At 53.3% G+C, this 22091-nt stretch carries 18 protein-coding genes; 5 read left to right on the plus strand and 13 right to left on the minus strand.

Annotated elements, in window-relative coordinates; genetic code table 11:
* Positions 1–31: 31 nt before the first annotated feature.
* Both ACGG90_RS10075 and ACGG90_RS10080 read right to left on the minus strand, forming a co-directional pair.
* Positions 32–1159: a baeRF6 domain-containing protein gene (locus ACGG90_RS10075; protein WP_390409065.1), complete on the minus strand. Its 1128-nt coding sequence runs from the start codon at positions 1157–1159 to the stop codon at positions 32–34.
* A 638-nt stretch (positions 1160–1797) separates the two neighbouring features.
* The gene (locus ACGG90_RS10080; RefSeq protein ID WP_390409067.1) at positions 1798–4167 is read right to left on the minus strand and encodes a phosphoketolase family protein; all 2370 of its coding nucleotides are present in this window, start codon (positions 4165–4167) and stop codon (positions 1798–1800) included.
* Between the two features lie 190 nt (positions 4168–4357).
* On the opposite strand from ACGG90_RS10080, the gene ACGG90_RS10085 reads away from it, so the two are divergent.
* Complete coding sequence (locus ACGG90_RS10085) at positions 4358–4525, plus strand: hypothetical protein (protein ID WP_390409069.1); 168 nt, start codon at positions 4358–4360, stop codon at positions 4523–4525.
* A gap of 63 nt (positions 4526–4588) precedes the next feature.
* Here the strand turns inward: ACGG90_RS10085 and ACGG90_RS10090 are convergent, their stop codons facing one another.
* From ACGG90_RS10090 to ACGG90_RS10100, 3 genes are all read right to left on the minus strand, one after another.
* Positions 4589–5086: a hypothetical protein gene (locus tag ACGG90_RS10090; protein WP_390409071.1), complete on the minus strand. Its 498-nt coding sequence runs from the start codon at positions 5084–5086 to the stop codon at positions 4589–4591.
* A 197-nt stretch (positions 5087–5283) separates the two neighbouring features.
* Entirely contained in the window at positions 5284–6474 is a 1191-nt protein-coding gene (locus ACGG90_RS10095; protein ID WP_390409073.1) for an acetate kinase, read from the minus strand.
* Between the two features lie 67 nt (positions 6475–6541).
* Positions 6542–7813, minus strand: coding sequence for a replication-associated recombination protein A (locus tag ACGG90_RS10100; RefSeq protein WP_390409122.1), 1272 nt, complete (start codon positions 7811–7813; stop codon positions 6542–6544).
* Positions 7814–7993: 180 nt separating this feature from the next.
* Between ACGG90_RS10100 and ACGG90_RS10105 the strand changes: the two genes are divergently transcribed.
* Both ACGG90_RS10105 and ACGG90_RS10110 read left to right on the plus strand, forming a co-directional pair.
* Complete coding sequence (locus ACGG90_RS10105) at positions 7994–8299, plus strand: hypothetical protein (protein WP_390409074.1); 306 nt, start codon at positions 7994–7996, stop codon at positions 8297–8299.
* 850 nt (positions 8300–9149) lie between these two features.
* Positions 9150–9719, plus strand: coding sequence for a GNAT family N-acetyltransferase (locus ACGG90_RS10110; protein ID WP_390409076.1), 570 nt, complete (start codon positions 9150–9152; stop codon positions 9717–9719).
* 40 nt (positions 9720–9759) lie between these two features.
* On the opposite strand, the gene ACGG90_RS10115 is transcribed toward ACGG90_RS10110, so the two are convergent.
* Complete coding sequence (locus ACGG90_RS10115; protein WP_390409077.1) at positions 9760–11211, minus strand: NCS2 family permease; 1452 nt, start codon at positions 11209–11211, stop codon at positions 9760–9762.
* Positions 11212–11425: 214 nt separating this feature from the next.
* On the opposite strand from ACGG90_RS10115, the gene ACGG90_RS10120 reads away from it, so the two are divergent.
* Complete coding sequence (locus ACGG90_RS10120; protein WP_390409078.1) at positions 11426–11890, plus strand: YhcH/YjgK/YiaL family protein; 465 nt, start codon at positions 11426–11428, stop codon at positions 11888–11890.
* 116 nt (positions 11891–12006) lie between these two features.
* Here the strand turns inward: ACGG90_RS10120 and ACGG90_RS10125 are convergent, their stop codons facing one another.
* Together ACGG90_RS10125 and ACGG90_RS10130 are read right to left on the minus strand one after the other, a co-directional pair.
* On the minus strand, positions 12007–13464 hold the full coding sequence (locus ACGG90_RS10125) for an NCS2 family permease (protein WP_390409079.1): 1458 nt from the start codon (positions 13462–13464) through the stop codon (positions 12007–12009).
* Between the two features lie 117 nt (positions 13465–13581).
* Positions 13582–14571 carry a D-2-hydroxyacid dehydrogenase gene (locus ACGG90_RS10130; protein WP_390409081.1) on the minus strand — a complete coding sequence of 330 codons (990 nt, stop codon included), beginning with the start codon at positions 14569–14571 and terminating at the stop codon, positions 13582–13584.
* Between the two features lie 199 nt (positions 14572–14770).
* On the opposite strand from ACGG90_RS10130, the gene ACGG90_RS10135 reads away from it, so the two are divergent.
* Positions 14771–15832, plus strand: coding sequence for a D-alanine--D-alanine ligase family protein (locus ACGG90_RS10135; protein ID WP_390409082.1), 1062 nt, complete (start codon positions 14771–14773; stop codon positions 15830–15832).
* A gap of 608 nt (positions 15833–16440) precedes the next feature.
* Here the strand turns inward: ACGG90_RS10135 and ACGG90_RS10140 are convergent.
* The 5 genes from ACGG90_RS10140 to ACGG90_RS10160 form a co-directional block, all read right to left on the minus strand.
* Positions 16441–17400, minus strand: a complete 960-nt coding sequence (locus ACGG90_RS10140) for a DUF916 and DUF3324 domain-containing protein (RefSeq protein ID WP_390409084.1) — start codon at positions 17398–17400, stop codon at positions 16441–16443.
* 46 nt (positions 17401–17446) lie between these two features.
* A complete protein-coding gene (locus ACGG90_RS10145; RefSeq protein ID WP_390409085.1) occupies positions 17447–18142 on the minus strand; it encodes a WxL domain-containing protein in 696 nt (231 codons plus the stop codon).
* A gap of 417 nt (positions 18143–18559) precedes the next feature.
* Positions 18560–19318, minus strand: a complete 759-nt coding sequence (locus tag ACGG90_RS10150) for an epoxyqueuosine reductase QueH (RefSeq protein ID WP_390409086.1) — start codon at positions 19316–19318, stop codon at positions 18560–18562.
* A 114-nt stretch (positions 19319–19432) separates the two neighbouring features.
* Positions 19433–20725 (minus strand): adenylosuccinate synthase, encoded by a 1293-nt coding sequence (locus tag ACGG90_RS10155; RefSeq protein WP_390409088.1) that lies wholly within the window; start codon positions 20723–20725, stop codon positions 19433–19435.
* Positions 20726–20900: 175 nt separating this feature from the next.
* Positions 20901–22061 (minus strand): hypothetical protein, encoded by a 1161-nt coding sequence (locus ACGG90_RS10160; protein WP_390409089.1) that lies wholly within the window; start codon positions 22059–22061, stop codon positions 20901–20903.
* Positions 22062–22091 lie beyond the last annotated feature (30 nt).

Consider the following 22091-nt stretch of genomic DNA (forward strand, 5'->3'; position numbering starts at 1 on the left):
CCGCAATGTCTCAGCCTTTGCGGTTTTAACGTTATTGGGCGTAACGGGCAATGGCTACGGCATCCGCCATCAATTCATCTGGCTGCATCAAGCTGACTTTGCCGCCTTGAATCAAGGTCTGAATCGCCAAGTCATTCAGCACGTTGTTATGCGCCGCTTGCGGCGTGTCGGTCACGATTTGGCCTTCAACTAACAAACCGTTGACCCGCGCCGGCGAACGCAGCAGCAAGTGCGCCACCGCATTCTGACTCAATGCCATGGCCACGTTATCCGGGCCGCTGACCAAGCGGCTGGCGTCTTGGGCCGCAGCGATTTCTTCCAGTAATTCAAAGCGTGCATGAGCTTGGAAATCTTCGCGCAGCGCCCGGCCTGCCCGCACAAGTGCCGTTTTGGTCAGATGATTCGGGCTCATCGCCAACTGCACCGTGGTCAGATACGGATTCTGACTCAGTCCGCGGAAAACGGCGATATTTTGACTCAGCCCCATCAACGCCAGCGGCCGGTGGTCGGCTTTGGAATAGTTGGTTGCCACGTAATCATCAACGGCGGTAAAGAACCGGCGCAAATCGATGTCAGCTTCAGCAGACTTGTCACCATGGCCATGATAGCTCACCGCATCAGGCCCTTGGCTTACCGAGTTCAACGCTCCACCGCGGCGTTCATCCCCAAGCGCCCCAGTCAAAGTCTGCGGCGCGTCATCTGGCAGCGCCACGAGCTTGAGTTCATCATGTTCATGCCGGTATAAGGCGATTTTATCTTGTTGCAGCACCAACAAATCAAAATCCTGCCCCACTTGCGCGTCAGCCAACAGCGGCAACAATTGCGGATCGGCTGTCACCATCGCCGCTTCTTTGACTGGTGTTTCAAGTTCAAAGCTGGCCAACTGTTGACCATCGCACAAGAAACCAAAGCCGCTGATATGCGGGTCGCTTAAGCGCTTCGGCGTGTCAAAAGCCGTATCAAACAAGGCCTGGTATGGCGCAAAATCTTGCTTAGGCCAAGTGTCTGCCATTACTTCTTGCGCATGCGCCACCAAATGCCGCAACTGCAGGGCCAAGCTGGCCACTTCTTGATGCGGATCTTGAGGCAAATACACCGACACGACCGGATCGAAGGTGCGTTGTTGGAGGAAAGTTTGCAGGTTGTCCATATTGATCATGAATGACGCTCCTTTCTGGCTACTTCAAGCATACCAACTCACCTATAGAAAGCGCAAACATTAGCCGTACTGGTCGCATCAAACGAGCGCCAGCATGCACCACAATTGCAATCCTGAACTTTCCGCACAAACTGCCCAACATATCCTTGATCGCAAGACAGCATGATCCGCGTTGATCGGACACATCACCTGACCTACACTGCTCGCCACGCCCATTGCGCTCTTGGCCCAAAGCTTGTGCTGCACTGTTCATCACGAGATCGCATAATTCAATATCCTGATGCGAATGAGGTAGGACAGGTGTTGCGTAGGCGCGTGGGGCGGCAAGCCAATCAGGCCGTGAAACGTGTGGTGTCCAGGAAGACTCGCGTTCTTTGCGAGGCTTGCTCGACACCACACGCGGCAAGTTTAAAGACCGCGTTGAGCGCAGCGATGCGGGCTTTAAACTTAGTCGGAAAACGCGCGTACTTTGCGCGGTTGCAGACGGCCGCACTGCCTGATCGGCTTGCCGCCCCACGCGCCGAAGCAACACCTGCCCGGGCTTTACCAAGTCCTCCGCTAAATGCGCGCCACTTCGCTCTGGGGACCAAAAAGCGCCTGCATCACTCCATTAAGAGTGACACAAGCGCCTTGTTAGCTTACTTGATATCGTGCCAAGTCCAGTCCAAGACTTCTTGAATATCTTCGCCGGTTTGACGGATATAATCGTGATGATACTGCAAAGTGTCATCCATCTTCTGAATGAAACCTGCCGCTTTATCAGCATAAGCTGGGACGTGTTCGATCACGTCTTTGGCCAAATGGAAGCGATCAAGTTCATTCAAGACCCGCATATCAAACGGCGTGGTGATCGCGCCTTCTTCACGGTAGCCATGCACATACAAGTTATGGTTATGCCGATCAAAGAAAATGTCGCGGATCAAGTCTTCAAATCCATGGAAGCCGAAGAACACTGGCTTATCCTTGGTGAAGTAGCGATCGAATTCCGCATCAGAAAGCCCGCGCGGATCGCGTTGTGGTGCGCGCAGCTTCAACAGATCTACCACGTTGATAAAGCGGATCTTCAAATCAGGGAAGTTGTCATGCAGCAAGTTGATCGCTGCTAAGCTTTCCATGTTCGGTTCCGTACCAGCAGCGGCCATCACCACATCCGGTTCAACGCCATCATCGTTAGACGCCCAATCGATGCGCTTCAAACCGTTGTTAGCCAAGACTTGCGCTTCTTCAATGGAGTAGAATTGCGGCCGCGGCTGCTTGGAAGTGATCAACAAGTTGATCGTGTTATGCGACGTGAAGACCTTCGGCGAAATTGCCAGCAAGGAGTTGGCATCAGCCGGCAAATATTCGCGAATGAATTCCGGCTTCTTCTCGGCTAAATGCGTCAAAATCCCAGGATCTTGGTGCGTGTAGCCGTTGTGGTCTTGTTGGAAGGAAGTTGACGTCGACACCACGTTCAAAGACGGATATGGACGATGCCAGTCTTCTTTAGCCGCTTCGCGCATCCACTTGAAATGCTGCGTCAGCATGGAATCCACCACGCGCAAGAATGCTTCGTAAGAAGTGAACAAGGCGTGGCGGCCAGTCAGCGTGTAACCTTCTGCAAAGCCTTCTGCTTGGTGTTCGGACAATTGCGAATCAATGATCCGCCCAGCCGGCGCCATATCCTCGTCGCAGCCTTCACCATTGATCGGTTCCAGCCACTGGCGGTTAGTGGCTTCAAACAAGCCATACAAGCGGTTGGACATCGTTTCATCAGGGCCGAACACGCGGAAGTTGTGCTGGTTGAGCTTGATCAAATCGCGCAGATAATCCGACCATACGATCATGTCTTGCTTAACATTCTGCCCGCGCTTGGTGTTGTCCAAAGCGTAGTCTTTAAAGTCTGGCAAGATCAAGTCTTTGGCGTGGTAGCCAACGTTGGTGATCGGGTTGGCAGCCATGCGCTTGTCCCCTTTAGGCGTTAAGGCCTTAAGTTCTGGGATCAAGGTGCCATTCTCGTCAAAAAGTTCTTCCGGCTTATACGAACGCAGCCAGTCTTCCAGCGATTCTTTGTGAGTCATGTCGTCGCGCTTGACTGGAATCGGGATCTGATGGGCCCGGAAAGACCCTTCGATCGGTTCGCCGTTCCAAGTCTTCGGGCCAGTCCAGCCTTTTGGCGTGCGCACGATCAATACCGGCCAATGCGGCATCGTGGCATCGCCGGTTTCACGGGCGTGCTTTTGGATGGCTTTGATCGATTCGATGGCTTTGTCCATGGCGGCTGCCATGATCGGGTTGAGCTTGTTGACATCGTCGCCTTCCACAAAAATCGGCGCCCAGCCCATGCCTTCGAAGTACTTGGTCAAGTCGGCATCAGACTTGCGTGACAAGATCGTCGGGTTGGAGATCTTGAAGCCGTTCATATGCACGATCGGCAAAACGGCCCCGTCGTTGATCGGGTTGATGAAGGTGTTGGAGAACCAGCTGGCTGCCAGCGGCCCGGTTTCAGTTTCGCCATCACCAGTGACCGCCGCGGCGATCACATCAGGGTTGTCCAAAATCGCACCGGTGGCGTGGCTCAGCGTGTAGCCTAACTCGCCGCCTTCGTGAATCGAGCCTGGGATCTGCGCGTTGGCATGGCTGGCTGCCCCGCCTGGGAAGGAGAAGCGCTTGAATAAGATCTGCATGCCCTTCTCGTCTTGGGAGATATATGGGTACTTTTCGGAATACGTGCCGTCTAGATAAGCGTTAGACAGCATGACTTGGCCACCGTGACCAGGGCCTTCCACATAGAACATGTTCAAATCGTATTTGTTGATCACGCGGTTTAAGTGCGTATAAATGAAGTTCTGCCCAGAAATCGTGCCCCAATGGCCGATCGGGTAAAACTTCACGTCGCCAGATTCCAATGGCCGCCGCAACAGCGGGTTGTCAGCCAGATACAATTGCCCCACCGAAATATAGTTGGCCGCCCGCCAATACGCGGTCATTTTGTCGAAGTAAGCTTGAGATGAATAATCTGTCGCCATGACGATCCCTACCTTTTGTTTTATTGTTGGCTTAAGTATACCACGTTTTCGGCAGAAATCACTTATTTTTACTTAACATTACTTATTCAATCGCAAGAATGCGCGCTGGCCGCTAAACGTGTTATAATATTCACAAGTAAGCCGGCCTTGCGCTTTGGGGACCGAGTCTGCCACTGAGGAGTTGAGAAAAATGCGTTTTTCTTTATTTGACTGGTTGATTCTGGGATTTGCGATCTTGGCTTTCGTTGTGTTGTTTACCGTTGACGCCTACCTCGAAGCGATTGTGGTGGCAGCGTTGATGGTTGTCGCATTGTTGCTGCACCGCTCGATCAACAATCGGCCAAGGCGGCTTTTGTAAGTATAAAAAGACACAAGCACCTTTGCAGCAATCAGCTGCGCAGGTGCTTGTGTTTTTGTGTGGCTAGGCTTTCTTAGGCAGATACTTCTCTTCCAACCACAAGCGGCCTTTAATATAGGCTTCTTCTTCGGTGGCGTAAGTGCCGCGGTAATGCTTGCGGCCGGCCACTGTGAGCCACGCCGTGAAGCGGCCGCTGCCGGCGCGCTTGACGCCGCGGTACTTATTGACTGAACCGGCGCGCGGCTTGGCGTCAGGATACAGCTCAAACATGATTTTCTCAGCATCCTTGCCCACCGGGATCATATATTGCTTCTGGTTGTCGATGTCTTGCTCGCTGCCTTTAGGTGCATGCAGCGGGTGAACATGGCCGCAGCTGGTGGTGGCGCCGCGGCGCAGCATGTTGCCAGTCACGACCACTTGATTGCCGCAGTCGCATTGGCACAACCATTGCACACTATGCACGCCATGTGGTGACACATAATCATCGGCTTGCTCAAGCACGGTGAGATGACCATACACGTCGTTGGTCAAGTCGATTCTTGGCGTTGTTCGTTCTACCATTGTCGTTTCCCCCTTAGACCAAATCCTGCTGTACACCCCGCTGGCGGCATATCCGAAACACGCATACCCGCCTTCTGCTCTATTGTATCTCATCTCAGCCAAAAACGCGCGCCTTTTGTCTGCAACTGAAAAACGCCTTTGCGCCGCGACCTGTCGCAAAGGCAACAAGTCAGGCGCAAAGGCGTTTCAACTGGCGATCAATCCAAGCGTTCGAACACGTCGCGCACGATCATCAATTCCTCGTTAGTTGGGATCAACAAGGTCTTGATCTTGGCGTCTTTGCTGGACAAGTCGACTTCAACACCATGGGAGGCTTTGTTTAACTTGTCATCGATGCCGGCGCCTAAGAAGTGCAGCTTGTCGATGATCTGGCCGCGCATTTCGTCAGAGTTCTCGCCGACGCCGCCGGTGAAGACCAAGACGTCGATGCCATCCATCACCGAAGCATACCCGGCGACATACTTGGCCACGCGGTTGGCATAGATGTTCAATGCCAATTTGGCTTGCGGGTTGACGAATTCGACTTCCTTCAAATCACGCTGGTCTTGGGAAACTTCAGAGATCCCCAACACCCCGGAATCATGGTTCAAGATATGCAGCATCTCATCCCAACCAACATCCAGCTTCTTCATCAAGTACGATACCAAGGAAACATCAATATCCCCAGAACGCGTGGACATAGTGACCCCAGCCAGCGGGGTGAAGCCCATTGACGTGTCAACAGACTTGCCGCCTTGTACCGCCGTGACACTGGAGCCTGAGCCTAAGTGCATCACCACGGTTTTGAGGTCTTTAACATCTTTGCCTAAGAATTCCGCCGTCCGCGCAGAAACATAGCGCACAGACGTCCCATGGGCCCCGTATTTACGGGCGCCATATTCTTTGTAATACTTATAAGGAATGGAATACAGGTAATTTTCCGGTGACATGGTTTGATGGAAAGACGTGTCAAAAACCGCCACTTCCTTGGCCCATGGCAGCATCTTGCGAAACACATCGATATATTGCGCCTCGATCGGGTTATGTAACGGGGCGTAATCGCGAAGGTTCTGGATCTCCAACAAGACATCGTCGTCAACCACGGTGGACTCGGTGAACTTTTCACCACCGGCCACGACGCGGTGGCCGATCCCGACGATTTCATGCAGACTTTCCACCAAATGCAAAGCCTTCAGATTCTCCATGACCGACGCCACGGCTTCCCCGAAGTTCGCCACCGGCTTCTCATCGCGGTACACTTGATGATCGCCGTATTTGATCTTGGTGTTGCCTTTAGGCTGGCCGAGCCGATCGACTAAGCCGTCTGCCAGTTCATTCTCTGCTGGCATCTCAAACAACTTCCACTTCAAAGTAGAACTACCTGCGTTAACTGCTAAAATTTTGACCATTTCTGTCACTCCTCAACACGCGTCGGCATTGGCGTACGCGCTTACAATTTTTTCGAGACAAAGCATTTCACTTTGCCGGGTGCTGCTTGTGCCACGCCGCGATTTGCTCGAGCCTGGCTTTGACTCGTGCTTCGGAGCCCGAGTCTGTGGGATGATAATAGGTGCGACCAACAAGATTGTCTGGCATGGTTTGCATGTCAGTCAGCTTGTCCGGGTGATCGTGAGCGTATTGATAATCTTTGCCATAGCCAAGATCTTTCATCAAGCCGGTAACACCATTGCGCAACTGCAGCGGCACTGGTTCAGCAGTGGTGGTGTCAGCGTCGTGCTTGGCGGCAGCATATGCTTCATACACCGCATTAGACTTAGGCGCCAAGCTTAAGTACACCACCGCATGGGCCAAATGGACCTCACATTCCGGCATACCAATGAATTGACACGCTTGAAAAACGCTGGTGGTGATTTCAACGGCGCGACTGTCAGCCATGCCGATGTCTTCTGAAGCAAAGCGCACCAGCCGGCGGGCCACATACAGCGGATCTTCGCCGCCTTCAAGCATCCGCGCCAGCCAATACAATGCCGCATCGACATCGGAATTGCGCATCGACTTGTGCAGCGCTGAGATCAAGTTATAATGCTCTTCGCCGCTTTTGTCATAGCGCAACTGCTTCTTGGACAACAACTGTGCCACCGCACCAGGGGCGACGGTGATCGAGTGATCCGTCGCTTCCGGCGTATTGGTCACTGCCATCTCCAGCGTATTCAACGCGATGCGTGCATCCCCGTCGGCAAACTCAGCGATTTGTTGCAGCATGTGCTCACCGATGGTCACCTTGACGCTGCCAAAACCGCGCGGATCACTTAGCGCACGCTTTAACAGCGCGAGCAGATCCGCTGGGCTTAGCGGTTGCAAAACGAACACCCGCACGCGGCTCAACAACGCGGAATTGACCTCGAAGCTGGGATTTTCGGTGGTGGCCCCGATCAAGGTGACACTGCCGGATTCCACATACGGTAAGAACGCATCTTGTTGTGCCTTGTTGAAGCGGTGGATCTCGTCAACAAAAACGATGGTCCGCTGCTGCAAGGCTTGGTTGGCCTTGGCGTCTTGCATGACTTTCTTGATCTCGTTGATCCCTGCGGTGACCGCTGAGAAAGTTACGAAATCCGCCTTGGTTTGCCTGGCGATGATCCGCGCCAGCGTGGTTTTGCCGACACCTGGCGGCCCCCAGAAAATCATGGAAGGTACCGTGTCAGCCATAATCAGCTGCCGTAATACGCGGTTATCGCCTAACAATTGTTGTTGCCCTACCACCTCATCCAGCACACGTGGTCGCATGCGACTGGCAAGGGGTTGGAACTGACTTTGATCAAACAAATTACCCACAAACACACCCTCTATTCAAACCAAAATTTGAATATGTGTCTACTATAACATGAAACCGTTATCTTTGGGCAAACATGGTATACTATTCTGTGACGAATAACACAAAGATTTTACAAGAAAGGTGGTCGTCTGATGTCTGATAGAACACTTAACGATTTTCCCCAAGGGGCCTTCACCGCTTTCTCTACTGCTACAATGACTTATTTCCTGCCGGTACGGCCAGATCTGGACGACCACACCTTGGTCACCTTCTTCGGCGCCGATGCTAAGAATGTCCGCCAAAGCGCCACCGGCTTGACCTTGCGCCTGCCAGATGCCCCGCCGGTACGCGCCAAACAAGGCCAAATTATCGCCCGCTTCAAGAATGGCAAGTACAAGGTGATCGACGTGGATTATTACCACAAGAACTTTAACGACCCGTTGGCAACGCTGGACTAGAACCAGAGCGGAGCAAAGCGGGTTTAGCGGGTCAGGTAGCCTAGCCGTGGCACTTGAGGCGCACTTTGCCTCGAGTACCGCGGCGTAGCTAGCTGCACCCGCGTTGCTTTGCGCAGCTCGACGAACCAGAGCAAAGCGGCGCGCTCTTAGCGGTGGATATAAGGCGGGATGACATTTGGGCGTTCTTTGCCCAAGTGGCGTCACGACTTATATCACGCCGCGTTGCGCCACGCAGCTCGACGAAGACCACAACGTTCAAGGCATGGACTTGGTAAGGCCCCGGAAAGGTGTTGCTTCGGTGCGCGGGGCAAGCGGCGGCGCAGGCAGTGCGGCCGGCTGCAACCGCGCTGAGGAACGCGCGTTTTCCGCCTAAGAATCGAGCCAGGCGCTCGCTGCGCTCACCTGCCTGTCTCGATTCTTGCCGCGATCAGCACAGTAAGCCAAGCACAACCCGCTTGTCTTACTGTGCTGATCGTTTCACGGCCTGACCGCCGCTTGCCCCACGCACCTACGCAACACCTTTCCTCCCATATTCGCATTAGGTTATTATGCTGCGCGATGAAACAGACTGATTGGGCTTTTCCAGCGGGGTCCCGCATTTAACTAGCAACTAGCGCACACCATCAGGGTCCAGCTGACAACCCTTGATTAAATCAAGCAAACGCAGTTATGATACGAGTGTGGCGCAAGTTAAGCCGGCATTGTCATCGATTGGCAAGCCTGTTGTGCCGCACAACTCGTGATTTTAGCAGGGTATGATGAATTTTGAAATAGCCTGCATGCAATTGCGATTTGGATCATCACACAATTTCAGCGCCGCTCATGATGCGCGCTAGATCAGAGGTGCCTTTTGGCCATTTTCGAGAAATATCATCCCTTATTATCTGAACACTACACTTTAGATTGGCTGACTGCCGCCAAGCTCAAAGATGTTTATGCGTTGCGCGCCGATGTGACCCAAGCGCAACAATCCGGGCGCGAAGTCGATGCCAGCATCACGGACACAGCGCATTACGTCAACCGGTCCATGCGCTTGGTGATGAGCAATCAAGCCTTGTTGTATGGCATTGTAGAACGCGGCAGCGAACGCTTCGTCGGCAGCGTCTGCTTGTGGCAGTTTGATCAAGCCCGCACCCAAGCGCAGCTGCGCTTAGAAACTGCGCCTGGCGTGGCAGCTGATGCGGTGATCCAAGAGATCTTGCCGCGGGTGATCGGCTTTGCTTTCTTCGAATTGGGGTTGACCTCGATTCACATCGTGGTACCGGAAACGGCGACCACCTTGTTAAAGTGGCTTGAAGCCAACCACTTCACCAAGCGCCCCTATGCACATCAACGCACGATCGGCGAACAGAAGGTAGCGCTGCTTGACTTGGCTTTAAGCGTTGAAACCGTGGCAGACGACCCACGCTACCGCTTCTAAAAAAAACTGTGCAAACCCCACCAGGGCTTGCACAGTTTTTTTACATCAATGCCATGAAGACGAAATCCAGCACGAAGCCTAACGTGACCACCCACAACACGGGATGGACTTCTTTGGCCTTGCCGGTGATCAGCTTGATCAGGCAATAGAAGATGAAGCCAGCGGCAATGCCATAGGAGATGTTATAGATCAAGCCCATCACGATCGACGCCATGAACGCCGGGATGGCTTCTTCCAAATTACTCCAGTTGATTTCCTTGAAGCTGGACATCATCATCACGCCGACCATGATCAACGCTGGCGCAACCGCCACACTAGGCACAATGGCGATCACCGGCGACAACAATGACGACAAGGCGAAGCATACCGCCACGGTCACAGCCGTTAAGCCGGTCCGCCCGCCGGCGCCGATGCCAGCAGCTGATTCAACGAAAACGGTGATGTTGCTGGTGCCAAACACCGAACCGACCCCAGTAGCAATAGCATCGGCAAACAGCGCCTTGTCCATCTTAGACGAGAAGCCGTGGCCTTTCTCCATGGCATGCATGTCTTCAGCGGTGAAGATCCCGGTGCGCCGGCCGGTGCCGATGAAAGTCCCTAACGTGTCGAAGATATCCGAGAAACTGAAAGCGAAAATCGTCATGATCGACAACAGAATATGGTGACCGTCGCTAAACAAGCTGCCAAAGCCTTTGCTGGAAAAGGCAGCGCCAAAGGTCGTCCCCAGCTGACTAACTGCGTGGCCGATGCTTGATGCGTTAGAAATATGTAAGTTCGTGACGCCAAACGGGATCCCAATCAAGGTGGTGGCCACGATGCCGATCAATACGGCGCCTGGCACCTTCTTGACCACCAACACCGCCATCAGCAACAACCCGATCAGCGCGACTAATGCAGCGGGCTGAGTGAAATTGACCAGCGCCGGCACAATGCCGCCGTTAGAGATCACCGATTGCACGCCGCCATGGATCGTCTTGGCTGCGGCACTGCCGCCATTGACGCTGGCGATGCTGGAGGCGTCTGATGTGAATTGCAAGAAGCCGGCATTCTTCAAACCGATATAAGCGACGAACACCCCGATCCCGCCGCCGATGGCATGCTGCATCACATCAGGGATCGCCACGATGATCAGCTTGCGGATCTTGGTGATGGTGATCAAGATGTTGATCACCCCGCACAAGAACACCAAGGCCAGCGCCTCTTGCCAAGAGAAGCCCAACGCCGCCACCACCGTATAGGTAAAGAACGCATTGAGGCCCAGCCCAGGTGCCAAGGCGTAAGGCACATTGGCAAACAACCCCATGATCAAAGTCCCAGTGGCGCTGGCAATGATCGTGGCTAAGAACACCGCTTGACTGGGCATGCCGGTGATCGCCAGTGTTTGCGGCGCGACGAACAAAATGTATGACATCGCAAAGAACGTGGTCAACCCCGCGATGATTTCACGCCGGCGGGTCGTATGGTTCGCTTCTAATTGGAAAAACTGGTCCATGATAGGCTCCTTCAAATTTAATGTTAAGAAATAGGCTACGCGTTTTGACCAGAAGAATCAAGGCTAAATCCGTTCAGTTTTGATGAAAATAATTCTAATGTTCGGGTTATCTGTGATAGAAAGCGTTTTACTTTTCCTGGGATTGCGTTACAATGAAAGAGGTAACCGGTTTACCCCCGGTCGCACATATTTCTCGCAAAGAAGGATGCAGCTAATGTACATTACAAATTTAAAGGCACCACACTTTAACTTGATTCACTCCACCGGCTTAGGCAAGGTCTTGAACTTCATCGAAAACACCGATTTGGCGGCTTTGAAGCCTGGCAAACTCGATGTCACCCCAGACATCAATGTGACGATCCAAGAATACACCACTAAGACCCCTGCAGAAGGCAAATTTGAAAACCACCGTGACGAAGTCGACATCCAATTGATCGTCTCCGGTACTGAACTCTTCAAGACTGCCGACACCGCCAAGCTGACCATGACGCAAAACGATTATGCCGCCCATGACATCTCCTTCTTCGCCGATCCAGAAGATGGCGTGCGCGATATTGTGTTGTCCGATGGCGACTTGATGGTCTTGTTCCCAGAAGACGCCCACAAGCCTTGCTTGGACGCTGGTGGCAAGCACGAAGTCAAGAAGCTCATCTTCAAGGTGCCGTTAGCTCAATTCTAAGCATCTAATTCACTGCCTCTGCAAATCGTTGCAGAGGTTTTTTTGAAGCAAGCAAAATGGCGCCGGGTCACGATTTAAGTCGTGACCCAGCGCCATTTGTGTGATTTAGCAAATTGCTACAAGACGGCTAGCACAATGAAGTTGAGGATGAAGCCAATGGAGACGATGGCCAAGATCGGGTGGATCTCTTTGGCCTTCCCGGTGATCAGCTTAATCAAGCAATAGAAGATGAAGCCGGCGGCAATGCCGTAAGAGATGTTGTAAATCAAGCCCATAACCACCGAGGCCATGAATGCCGGAACGGCTTCTTCAAGGTTGGTCCAGTCGATTTCTTTGAGACTGGATACCATCATCACCCCAACTAAGATCAAGGCCGGTGCCACAGCTTGGCTTGGCACCACGGAGATGATCGGGGCGAAAATCGCCGAGATCAAGAAGCACACAGCAGTGGTGACCGCCGTCAACCCAGTGCGGCCGCCTGCGCCGATACCGGCAGCAGATTCAACATACGTGGTGGTGTTGCTGGTACCGAAGATCGAACCGATCGATGTGGCGATCGAATCGGCAAACAGCGCCTTGTCCATTTTGCTGGAGAAGCCATGACCTTCTTCCATCGCCTTCTCATCAGCAGCAGAGAAGATCCCGGTGCGCCGCCCGGTACCGATGAAGGTGCCCAGCGTATCGAAGGTATCAGAGAAGCTAAAGGCGAAGATGGTCATCAGCGACAACATGGTTTGCGAAGGACTGGTAAACAATGTGCCGATCCCTTGCGCGCCAAACGCTGCGCCGAACGTCGTGCCCAGTTGGGCGAAGGAATTGCCAAAAGAGTTCGCCGAAGAGAACGTTAAGTTGGTGACGCCCATCGGAATCCCGATCAAGGTGGTGGCCACGATGCCGATCAACACGGCGCCAGGCACTTTCTTAACCACCAAGATGGTCATGATCACCAACCCGATCAAGGCCAACAAGGCGCCAGATTGGGTGAAGTTGACCAACGCCGGCACGATCCCGCCGCCGGTGACGACGCCGGTGACACCGCCTTTGTAATGGGTGGTGGCGACGTTGTACGCCGCGTTGTTAATGCTTTGGATATTGGAAGAATCAGAGGTGAATTGTAAGAATCCGGCGTTCTTCAAGCCGATGTAGCCGACGAAGATCCCGATCCCGCCGCCGATCGCATGTTGCATGACTTCAGGAATCGCCATGATGATCATCTTGCGCACCTTAGTGACGGTGATCAGAATGTTGATCATCCCGCAGATGAAGACCAAGGCCAAGGCCTGTTGCCACTTGAAGCCTAACGCGAACACCACGGTGTAAGTGAAGAAGGCGTTCAGCCCCATCCCTGGGGCCAAGGCGTAAGGCACGTTGGCAAACAGCCCCATGACCAAAGTCCCCACTGCACTGGCGATGATCGTCGCGAGGAAAACGCCTTGCGAAGGCATCCCAGTGAGTGACAAGATCTGAGGGTTAACGAAAAGAATGTACGACATGGCAAAGAATGTCGTTAAACCCGCCATAACTTCAGTGCCGAACTTGGTATTGTTCGCACGTAGTTGAAAGAATTTATCCATGATTGCTCCTTCGTTCGTAAATGATGAGTTTAGAATAACCCATCAGGCGCAAAAGTTCAAGGAAAAATACGTTTATTTTTGAATAATATTCTTGAAACGTTCGTGTTTGTCTCGATGCTAAGACACGATCGTCTCAGTTGTTCCGCTTTCCAACAATTCCACCAAATACCCCAGCGAATAAAAGACCATATTATGCACCGCGGTCTTCGTGTAATACGCAATGTGCGGCGCCAGTACCACGTTATCTAAAGCCAACAGTTCATCCCACCATGGGTCGTGGAAATGTCCTTCTTGATCCAATGCGAGCAAGGCCTGCGCTTCATGCTCAAAGGTATCGATCCCAGCGCCTGCCAGCTGTCCGCTATGCAACGCCGCCAAGAGCGCTTGGGTATCGACTAAATTGCCGCGCGCCGTGTTGATCAGCACCGCATCAGGCTTCATCTGGGCGATGGCGGCTGCTGAAATGATGTGGCGGTTGGCGGCGATACCAGGAATATGCAAGTCCACCACATCACTGCGGCGCAACAGTTCATCTAAGGTGACGTATTCGCAAGCTAAGTTCGGGTTTTGCACCGGATGTGGATCATATGCCAAGACCTTGGCCCCAAAGCCGGCGAATATTCGGATCGCAGCTTGACCAATGCGGCCAGCGCCGACCACCCCAACAGTTTGTTGAGCAAGTTCACGACCGATAAAAGTCGTCGCCTTGGCATAATCATCCGCATGCAGGCTTGCCGTGACTTCCCCTAAGCGCCGCAACAGCGTTAAGGTCATCGTCACCGCAAATTCGGCGATGGCGTTTGGCGAATAAGCCGGGGTGTTGGCAATGGTCACGCCAGCGCGCTTGGCCGCTGCAAAGTCGATGTTATCTGTCCCGACATTGCGGATCGTCAGATAATGAATGCCGTATGCAGCCATCTGTTCAAACATTGCGGCATCATAGGGCGTGGTTTGCAGGCAGTTGATGCCGTCGCAGCCTTGCGCCCAGTGGATCGTGTCGGCGGTCAATAATTCAGAGCGGATGATCAGCTCATGGCCAGAAGTTGCCTGCCATTGTTTCAGATATTCGATTTCATCGACGCGCGCGCCGTAAGCGATGATTTTCACAATAATGCCTCCTTAGGGCCAACTGATGGTGCCAATAACTTTAAGCATACGAAATCTTCAACCTGATTGCATGAGCGTCAGATTAACGTTCGCCTAGAGAAAAAAGTTAAGAATCTTTGAAAACGGTTACGATACTATCGGACCGCGCCCTTGTTGTGGTACACTTAAGGTTCTAATAATATACGGAGGGTTAATACCTATGAAGATTGTCGTTTTGGCTGGCGGCCGTAGTACCGAGCGAAACGTCTCTATCTCAAGCGGCTACCGCCTCACCAACGCGTTGCGTCAGAAAGGCCACGAAGCTACTTTCATTGATTTATTTTTAGGCTACGACCTCAAAGGCGCTGCGCCTGAAAGCGCCTTTGCCGACGCGAACACCAGTGACAACTTGTTGATCTCAGATGCAGTCTTGACTGACGCTGATATCAACAAATTGCGCAAAGATGGCACCACCCAACTGTTTGGTCCCAACGTCTTGGCGATCTGCAAAGCCGCCGACATTGTTGTGATCGGCTTGCATGGCGGCGATGGCGAGAATGGTAAGGTCCAAGCGGTGCTTGACCTCAACAACATCAAGTATACCGGCAGCGGCGCCACGGCTTCCGGCATCACGATGAACAAGGTCTACAGCAAAGAGATCATGTTGTATCATGGGATCAAAACTGCGGCATTCGTTGAGATCACCAAAGACCAAGGTGCAACTGGCCACAAGCTGCCTTTCGCTTATCCAGTCGTGTTGAAGCCGACTTCCGGCGGTTCGTCTGTCGGTACGCACATCGCCCATGACGATGCCGAGCTGGCTGATGGCTTGACTGATGTGTTCCGCTTCGATAATTCTGCGATCATCGAAGAATTCATCCAAGGCCGCGAATTCTCCTTAGGCGTGGTGAATGGCCATGCCTTCCCTGCCATTGAGATCAAAGTTCACGACGGCTGGTATGACTTCGAACACAAATTCATCGAAGGCCACACCACTTTCGTCACCCCGCCAGAAGACTTGTCTGACGCGGTACACGATGAAATGAAACGTGTTTCGATCCAAACGATGCAAGTCTTGGGCATGCAAAACTATGGCCGAGTAGATTTCTTCGTTGATGCCGATGACAACGTCTGGGTGATCGAAGCCAACAACTTGCCAGGCATGACGCCGCTTTCCTTGTTGCCGCAAGAAGCCGAAGCAGAAGGCGTCGAATATGGCGACTTGGTCGAAAGCATCGTCAAAGGGAAGCTTGCGATCTACGAATCAGGCATGAACAACTAACCCAGAGCGGAGTGGCACGCACTTAGCGGGTCGGGTAGCCTAGCCCTCGTGCTTGCGGCGCACTTTGCCGCGAGTGCGGGGGCGTAGCTAACCGCACCCGCGTTGCGCCACGCAGCTCGACGAAGACCACAGCGTATCAGGCCCGGACAGGGATCACTCCGGCGCGCGGGGGCCGCCAGATGGCGCAGGCGGTGCGGCCGTCTTCAACCGCGCAAAGTACGCGCGTTTTACGACTAAGTATAGAGCCCCGCATCGCTTCGCGCTCAGCGCGGGTCTCTATACTTGCCGCGATCAGCATCGCAAGCCAAGCAAAGTACGCTTGTCTCACGACGCTGATCGTTTCACGGCCTGACCATCTGGCGGCCCCCACGCACCTACGCGATCCCTGTCCTACACATTCGTATCAGGATAGCAAAATCACACGGATCAGTATTCACAACACACATCTGAATCGCAAAATCGATCAACAGTTGACGGAACTGCCGTCACATGAGATACTACATGACGGTGCCAAACCACGGTGGGGGTACGCGATCGGCGCGCAAGCGTTCAGAAGGTCGCCGCACCTCACCACAAGAGCAGTCTGACGGACACGTCGGGCTGCTTTTTTATGCACGATACCGGCGCTTGCGCCACCATACTGCTGCGATCAAGGCCACTATTCCAAGGCCGCTGAAGCCGATCCACCACCAACTCGTGCCTGTTTTCGCCCCGGCTTTTGCGGCGGCTTGCGCGGTGATGGTGATCGCTTTGGTCATTACCCACCGCTTATCTCCAGCTGTCGCCGTAAGCGTCAGCTGATAACGTCCTGCTGCCAACGGCTTGCTCAAAGCAATTTGGTAATCAAAAGCTGAATTCGGCGCCATTTGCATATTGCGATCCTGCTGCGTTGCGATGGCTTTGGTGTCGCCGACAGCAGTTAATTTAGCCTGATACGTGATTTGGCCAAACAAGCGCGGGCGCGGGTTTTCAATGCGCGCAATTACCGCTGTTGCCTTGGGCGTTACTTTAGCCAATCTCAATAGCGGCGCAGGCGGTGTTTGGTTGGTTTGCAATTGCACCGCCACCACCATGGCAAATGCGTTGGCAACAGCAAAGCCGCTGGCTGACGCTTGTGGCGCAGTGGTAAGATCTTCCACGTAAATTGCCCCTAGTACTTGGCCAGACAAGCCGATTGCTGGGATCTGGACCTGAAACGTCACGGTACGACCGGTATGCGGCGCCAGCGTGATCGTCACCGGCTTTGACCCCAGCTTGGTCAGCCTCGTTGTCGCTTCGATCAATGGCTGCTGGTTTGGGGCATAGCCGATTTGGCCATTGGCTTGGGTGTACGCATCAGTGAGTTGCAGTTTTAAGTGTTTGGCAGTGGTGTCGTCGTTGGCCACGACTACTGAAAGCACCAGCTGCTGGCCAGGTTTGGCCAACAAATCAAACCAGCCGCGGTTTTCACCGATTTGCTCTGCAGGCAGCTGTGGCGTCACAGTGAAGCCGGCCCCACTGGCTTTGGCTGCAGTTGCTGGCCACAACCACCACAACACCACGATCAACAGTAACTGCCATTTGCGCATGCTCACCATCTCCTAAGTACGCCAGCGTCACGCGCTGACGCTGTGGTCACGGTGCAACTGGGATAGGTTGCGCGCCAAGCACCCAATTCAACGGTGCGCGATATTCGCCGGCAGTTGCGTTGACCGTTTGCGGCAAGTCGATCGTTGCATCGGCAAGCTGCACCGTAGTCGTACCGCTGCCGCGTTCAACTGGCGCCGTCAAGATCGCCGTGGCATTGCTCGTGAAATCCGCGGTAGCCAGCGCGATTGTTTGTACATTATCACCACTGATGCCGCCGTCACCTAAAGTCGCCTTCGTCGCGGTGAGCGTCTTGGCACTGGTCAGATTCTTGAATTGACCTAGTTGCGCCGTCAGCGTCCACCCGGCATTGGTCCCACGAAAATCCCGCACCACGATTTGCTGATTGGCACTGCCGTCAAACCCTGGCGCATCGCTGTCTTTAGGGATGCTGCCCGCTTGCAGATGTAACGTTTGCGGCCCTTGGATCAGTGCGCCAACGCTGCTGCGGCCAAAAGTCAGATCCGGCACCTGCATCAATGCCAAGGTCCCGCCGTCGATGAAGAATTGTGCTGAGCTGATCGCCACTGACGGCGTACCGTCTGCCGCCAATTCGAAGCCATCAGAGACTGTCGTCAGATTCGTTGTGGCATCCCCTGGCCCGGCTGCTTGTACCACCAGCGGCGTGCTGCCAGCCAACCACCCACCAATTGCGGCGGCCAGGATCAAATTTACCTTCCTCACAATAAAGACCCCTTTCTGACGGTTTGTTTAGCCCGTCATTTAGGTATACGCAAATAAAAGGCTTTTTCCCTGCCGATTGCGCAATTGGCTTCGTCAAGTTATCCGCTTTGGCTTGTACTTGGCCGTGCTTCATTGCACAACTGACGCTGATTCGAATCACGCAGGTCAGGTGTTGCGCCGTCTTGCAGTGTCCACGCGCCGAAGCAGCACCTGACCGGGCCCTTTGCCTTATACACATCGCTAAATGCGCTTCGCTTTGGTCTTCGTCGAGCTGCACAAAGCAACGCGGCGTGATATAAGCCGTGACGCCGCCAAGGCAAAGACCGCCTTTGCGTCGTCCCATCGTATATCCACCGCTAAGCCCGCCTTGGTATACAAATACCCCGCGACCAAAAAGTCGCGGGGTATTTTCAGCGTCTATGCTTGTGCAGGTTCGGCGATGTGAAATTGGATCTGATCGAAATTCTCGTGTTGATGTGCTGCCACAAAAGCGGTGGCGTCGCGGTTAACTTGGGCCAAGTCGACGCCTTGGGCTTTGGCGGCAAAGATGCAGCCGCAATAGCATTGGCGATAAACATCGTATTCTGCGCTCATTGCCACGCTGCGCGCATAGCCGCCGCGCTTCTTGAAATCGCTAGGCAGATATTGCACATCGTAGAAGTGTTGGATCTCCAAGCCTTCTTCGTTGATCACCTGCGCGTCTTTATGCGGCGAAATCGTCAGCGCACTGCCAAAATAATCAAAGCCTAATTCCTGGGCCTTGGCGGCGACGCGATCCAAGCGGAACTGGTAGCACACATGACAACGCGCGCCGCCTTCTGGTTCATTCTTCAGCGTCTTGGTCACTGCCAGCCATTCGCTGGGCTTGTAATCAGCCGCCAGAAACTGCACATGGTTGCCGGTGCGCTCATTGAAGTCTGCAATGAAGCGCTGCTGCACCAGCTTGCGGCGCTCGTATTCCATGCGCGGGTGGATGTTGGGGTTGTCGTAATACACTGTGACATCAGCGTATTGCGTCAAATACTCCAAGGTGTAGGTGGAACACGGCGCACAACAAGAATGCATCATGATCTTGGGCCGCTGCTCCCAAGTCTTGACGACTTTCTGCAAGATCAAATCGAAGTTGATCTTCTGCCCTTCTTCAAACTGCGCTTGAATATCTGAATACTCTAACATCACTGCACGCCCCTTCATGTCAATAGTGTACCACAAACAACAATTAGGAGTACTGACGACAAGTCTCGCCCACAAAAAAACCACAACGGCTTTGCACCATTGCGGTTTCAGAGGTTAGTTAAACTTGTCCCAAATGTTAGCCAAAATATTGGTTTGGTCGCGATCAGGGCCTACAGAGAACGTCAATAAGTCGACATTGATCAATTCAGCAATGCGCAAGACGTAATTACGGGCAGCTTCTGGCAAGTCTGCCAGCGTTTTGGCGCCGGTGATGTCCTCATCCCAGCCAGGCATTTCTTCGTAAACCGGCTTGCATTCAGCCAATTGCTTTAAGCTGGCGGGATAATGATAAATCGTTTCGCCATTGCGCTCGTAAGCCGTGCAGATCTTCACTGTCTTCAAGCCGGTAAGCACATCGATGGAGTTCAAGCTCAAATCCGTGATCCCAGCCACGCGCCGCGCATGGCGCACGACTACAGCGTCAAACCAGCCGATACGCCGCGGCCGGCCGGTAACCGTACCGTATTCATGGCCAGCTTCGCGAATGAAGTCACCGTCTGCATCATGCAGCTCAGTTGGGAATGGACCATCGCCGACGCGTGATGTGTAAGCCTTGGCGACGCCGACGACGCGGTCGATTTTGCTGGCGCCAACGCCGGCCCCGATGGTCACGCCACCGGCCGGGTTAGAGGAAGTCACGAATGGATACGTGCCTTGGTCGATGTCCAGCATCACGCCTTGGGCACCTTCAAACAGTACGTTATCGCCTTGGTCAATGGCATCATTCAACACTACTGAAGTGTCGCAAACATATTGTTTGATTTGTTGGCCATAGCCATAATATTCTTCGAAAATGTCATCGAATTGCATCGGTTCGGCACCGTACAGCTTGGTGAATTCACGGTTCTTTTCGGCTAAGTTGGCCTTCAAGCGTTCGGCAAAGATTTCTTTGTCCAGCAAATCGGCGATGCGGATGCCGACGCGTGACGCTTTATCCATGTAAGCCGGGCCGATGCCGCGGTTGGTGGTGCCGATTTTGTTATCGCCTTTGGCAGTTTCTTGCAGCTTGTCCAAGGCAATATGGTAAGGCAAGATCACATGGGCGCGATCAGACACGCGCAAGTTGTCGCCGGCGACGCCTTTTTCTTTGAGGTAAGCCAGCTCTTCGACTAAGCTCTTGGGGTTGACTACCACGCCGTTGCCGATCACCGACAATTGATGCGGATATAAGATGCCACTCGGGATCAGCCGCAGCTTGTAGACTTGGCCATCTGAGTGGATCGTGTGCCCGGCGTTATCGCCGCCTTGATAGCGGCTGATCACGCGTGCGCCTTGGCTCAGGAAATCGGTGATCTTCCCTTTCCCTTCATCGCCCCATTGGGTCCCAACAACTACGACTGTTCCCATGATATTTCTCCTTCTTGCTATCCGACATTTTGACGTTTGCCGCCATTGGCTATTCTACCAATTCCTGTGCCGAGGTACAACCCTAAAGCCGAATGTTATCATGAATAATCACAAGCATATAATAAAAACCCGAACGAAAATTCGAACGGGTTTTTAAATCTCAGATATTAACGAATCATTGGCCGTGATGCGCCATCGCCTCTTGCAAGTAAGCGTAGATGTGGCCAAACGCCATTTCCAGCACTTGATCAAAGCGCACCTGCACCTGCTCGCCTTCGTCTTCATTGACCAGATTCATCACAAAGCCGGCTGCCGTCACTTGGCTGGGAAAACCCAGCAAATGCTCGTCAGTATCTGCCACGCGAATGCGCACGATGCGCGAGAACGCCGCCGCTGAATTGACCAAGCTGATGATCAAGTCGTCAGACGCATCGAATTCGCGATCGGCATTCAACACCGGCTGCTGGGTGAAATCACGCGCTTCATCCCATTGGCTATAGAAAGCCACCGTTTGCAAATAGTCGCTGGCGGTGGTGACTGACTGAATCGCCGGCAGCCGCATCACCACATAGCCGCCGAATTGTGCGGCCATGTCTTTTAGGCTCAACACCACCGCGTCTTGGTTGATCGCCTTGACTGTTCCCACGAAGAACTGGTCATTGTCGCCTTTAGGCATCACCGCAATCAGCGTCTGTGCTTGTTGCGCTTGGGCGAAAACGTCAGCCAGCTGGCCGTCGTTGACGATCAGCTTGGTGGACACATGCTTCAAATCAGCCCGCTGTTGGACCAAGGCGGTTTCTTGGCGCAGATCCAAGCCTTGAAATTCCACCACCAACACATCGGAGCAATCCACTTGCAGCTGGCGTTTGTCGGTGTAATTGAACTTATTAAACACGTCCAAGGTGAAAGCACTGGCCGCGATTTGGGTCACTTGGCCTTCCAAATACGCATCATCGTCAGCCAAGATCACCATCACCACTTGTTGACTGTCGTGTACTTGCTTAACCAGCTGCTGCAGAAGATCTTTAGTCGCATCAAACACCAGCGGCGTTTCACTGCCAGCCAGCGTCAAGAAATGCTCTTTGGTGGCGACTTGAATGCGAAATTGCATATCGTCCAGGTCTGCGCCGGCAAATTCCACCTGCGCGATCGCGGCAAAATTGATCCACACTGACCCGTCAGCGATCCCGGCGTCGTTATATGTGGCGAGGATCACCGCGTTGTTGCCTAATGCTTGAACGTAGCCGGTGTAGAAATCATCCGTGTCGCGCTGATAAATATTGATCATTAATCCTTCGTTTAACGCCGTCATCAGGCTCATCAATATGGCATCCACAATGGTCTGGCCACCTTTCCTCTTGTCTTA

It is taken from the genome of Lacticaseibacillus jixiensis (genome assembly GCF_042847315.1).
GTDB lineage: Bacteria > Bacillota > Bacilli > Lactobacillales > Lactobacillaceae > Lacticaseibacillus > Lacticaseibacillus jixiensis.

Excerpts from the sequence above, each read along its gene's own strand:
- ACGG90_RS10075 (WP_390409065.1), bottom strand. The coding sequence starts at position 1,159 with ATGATCAATATGGACAACCTGCAAACTTTCCTCCAACAACGCACCTTC.
- ACGG90_RS10080 (WP_390409067.1), bottom strand. The coding sequence starts at position 4,167 with ATGGCGACAGATTATTCATCTCAAGCTTACTTCGACAAAATGACCGCG.
- ACGG90_RS10085 (WP_390409069.1), top strand. The coding sequence starts at position 4,358 with ATGCGTTTTTCTTTATTTGACTGGTTGATTCTGGGATTTGCGATCTTG.
- ACGG90_RS10090 (WP_390409071.1), bottom strand. The coding sequence starts at position 5,086 with ATGGTAGAACGAACAACGCCAAGAATCGACTTGACCAACGACGTGTAT.
- ACGG90_RS10095 (WP_390409073.1), bottom strand. The coding sequence starts at position 6,474 with ATGGTCAAAATTTTAGCAGTTAACGCAGGTAGTTCTACTTTGAAGTGG.
- ACGG90_RS10100 (WP_390409122.1), bottom strand. The coding sequence starts at position 7,813 with ATGCGACCACGTGTGCTGGATGAGGTGGTAGGGCAACAACAATTGTTA.
- ACGG90_RS10105 (WP_390409074.1), top strand. The coding sequence starts at position 7,994 with ATGTCTGATAGAACACTTAACGATTTTCCCCAAGGGGCCTTCACCGCT.
- ACGG90_RS10115 (WP_390409077.1), bottom strand. The coding sequence starts at position 11,211 with ATGGACCAGTTTTTCCAATTAGAAGCGAACCATACGACCCGCCGGCGT.
- ACGG90_RS10120 (WP_390409078.1), top strand. The coding sequence starts at position 11,426 with ATGTACATTACAAATTTAAAGGCACCACACTTTAACTTGATTCACTCC.
- ACGG90_RS10125 (WP_390409079.1), bottom strand. The coding sequence starts at position 13,464 with ATGGATAAATTCTTTCAACTACGTGCGAACAATACCAAGTTCGGCACT.
- ACGG90_RS10135 (WP_390409082.1), top strand. The coding sequence starts at position 14,771 with ATGAAGATTGTCGTTTTGGCTGGCGGCCGTAGTACCGAGCGAAACGTC.
- ACGG90_RS10140 (WP_390409084.1), bottom strand. The coding sequence starts at position 17,400 with ATGCGCAAATGGCAGTTACTGTTGATCGTGGTGTTGTGGTGGTTGTGG.
- ACGG90_RS10150 (WP_390409086.1), bottom strand. The coding sequence starts at position 19,318 with ATGTTAGAGTATTCAGATATTCAAGCGCAGTTTGAAGAAGGGCAGAAG.
- ACGG90_RS10155 (WP_390409088.1), bottom strand. The coding sequence starts at position 20,725 with ATGGGAACAGTCGTAGTTGTTGGGACCCAATGGGGCGATGAAGGGAAA.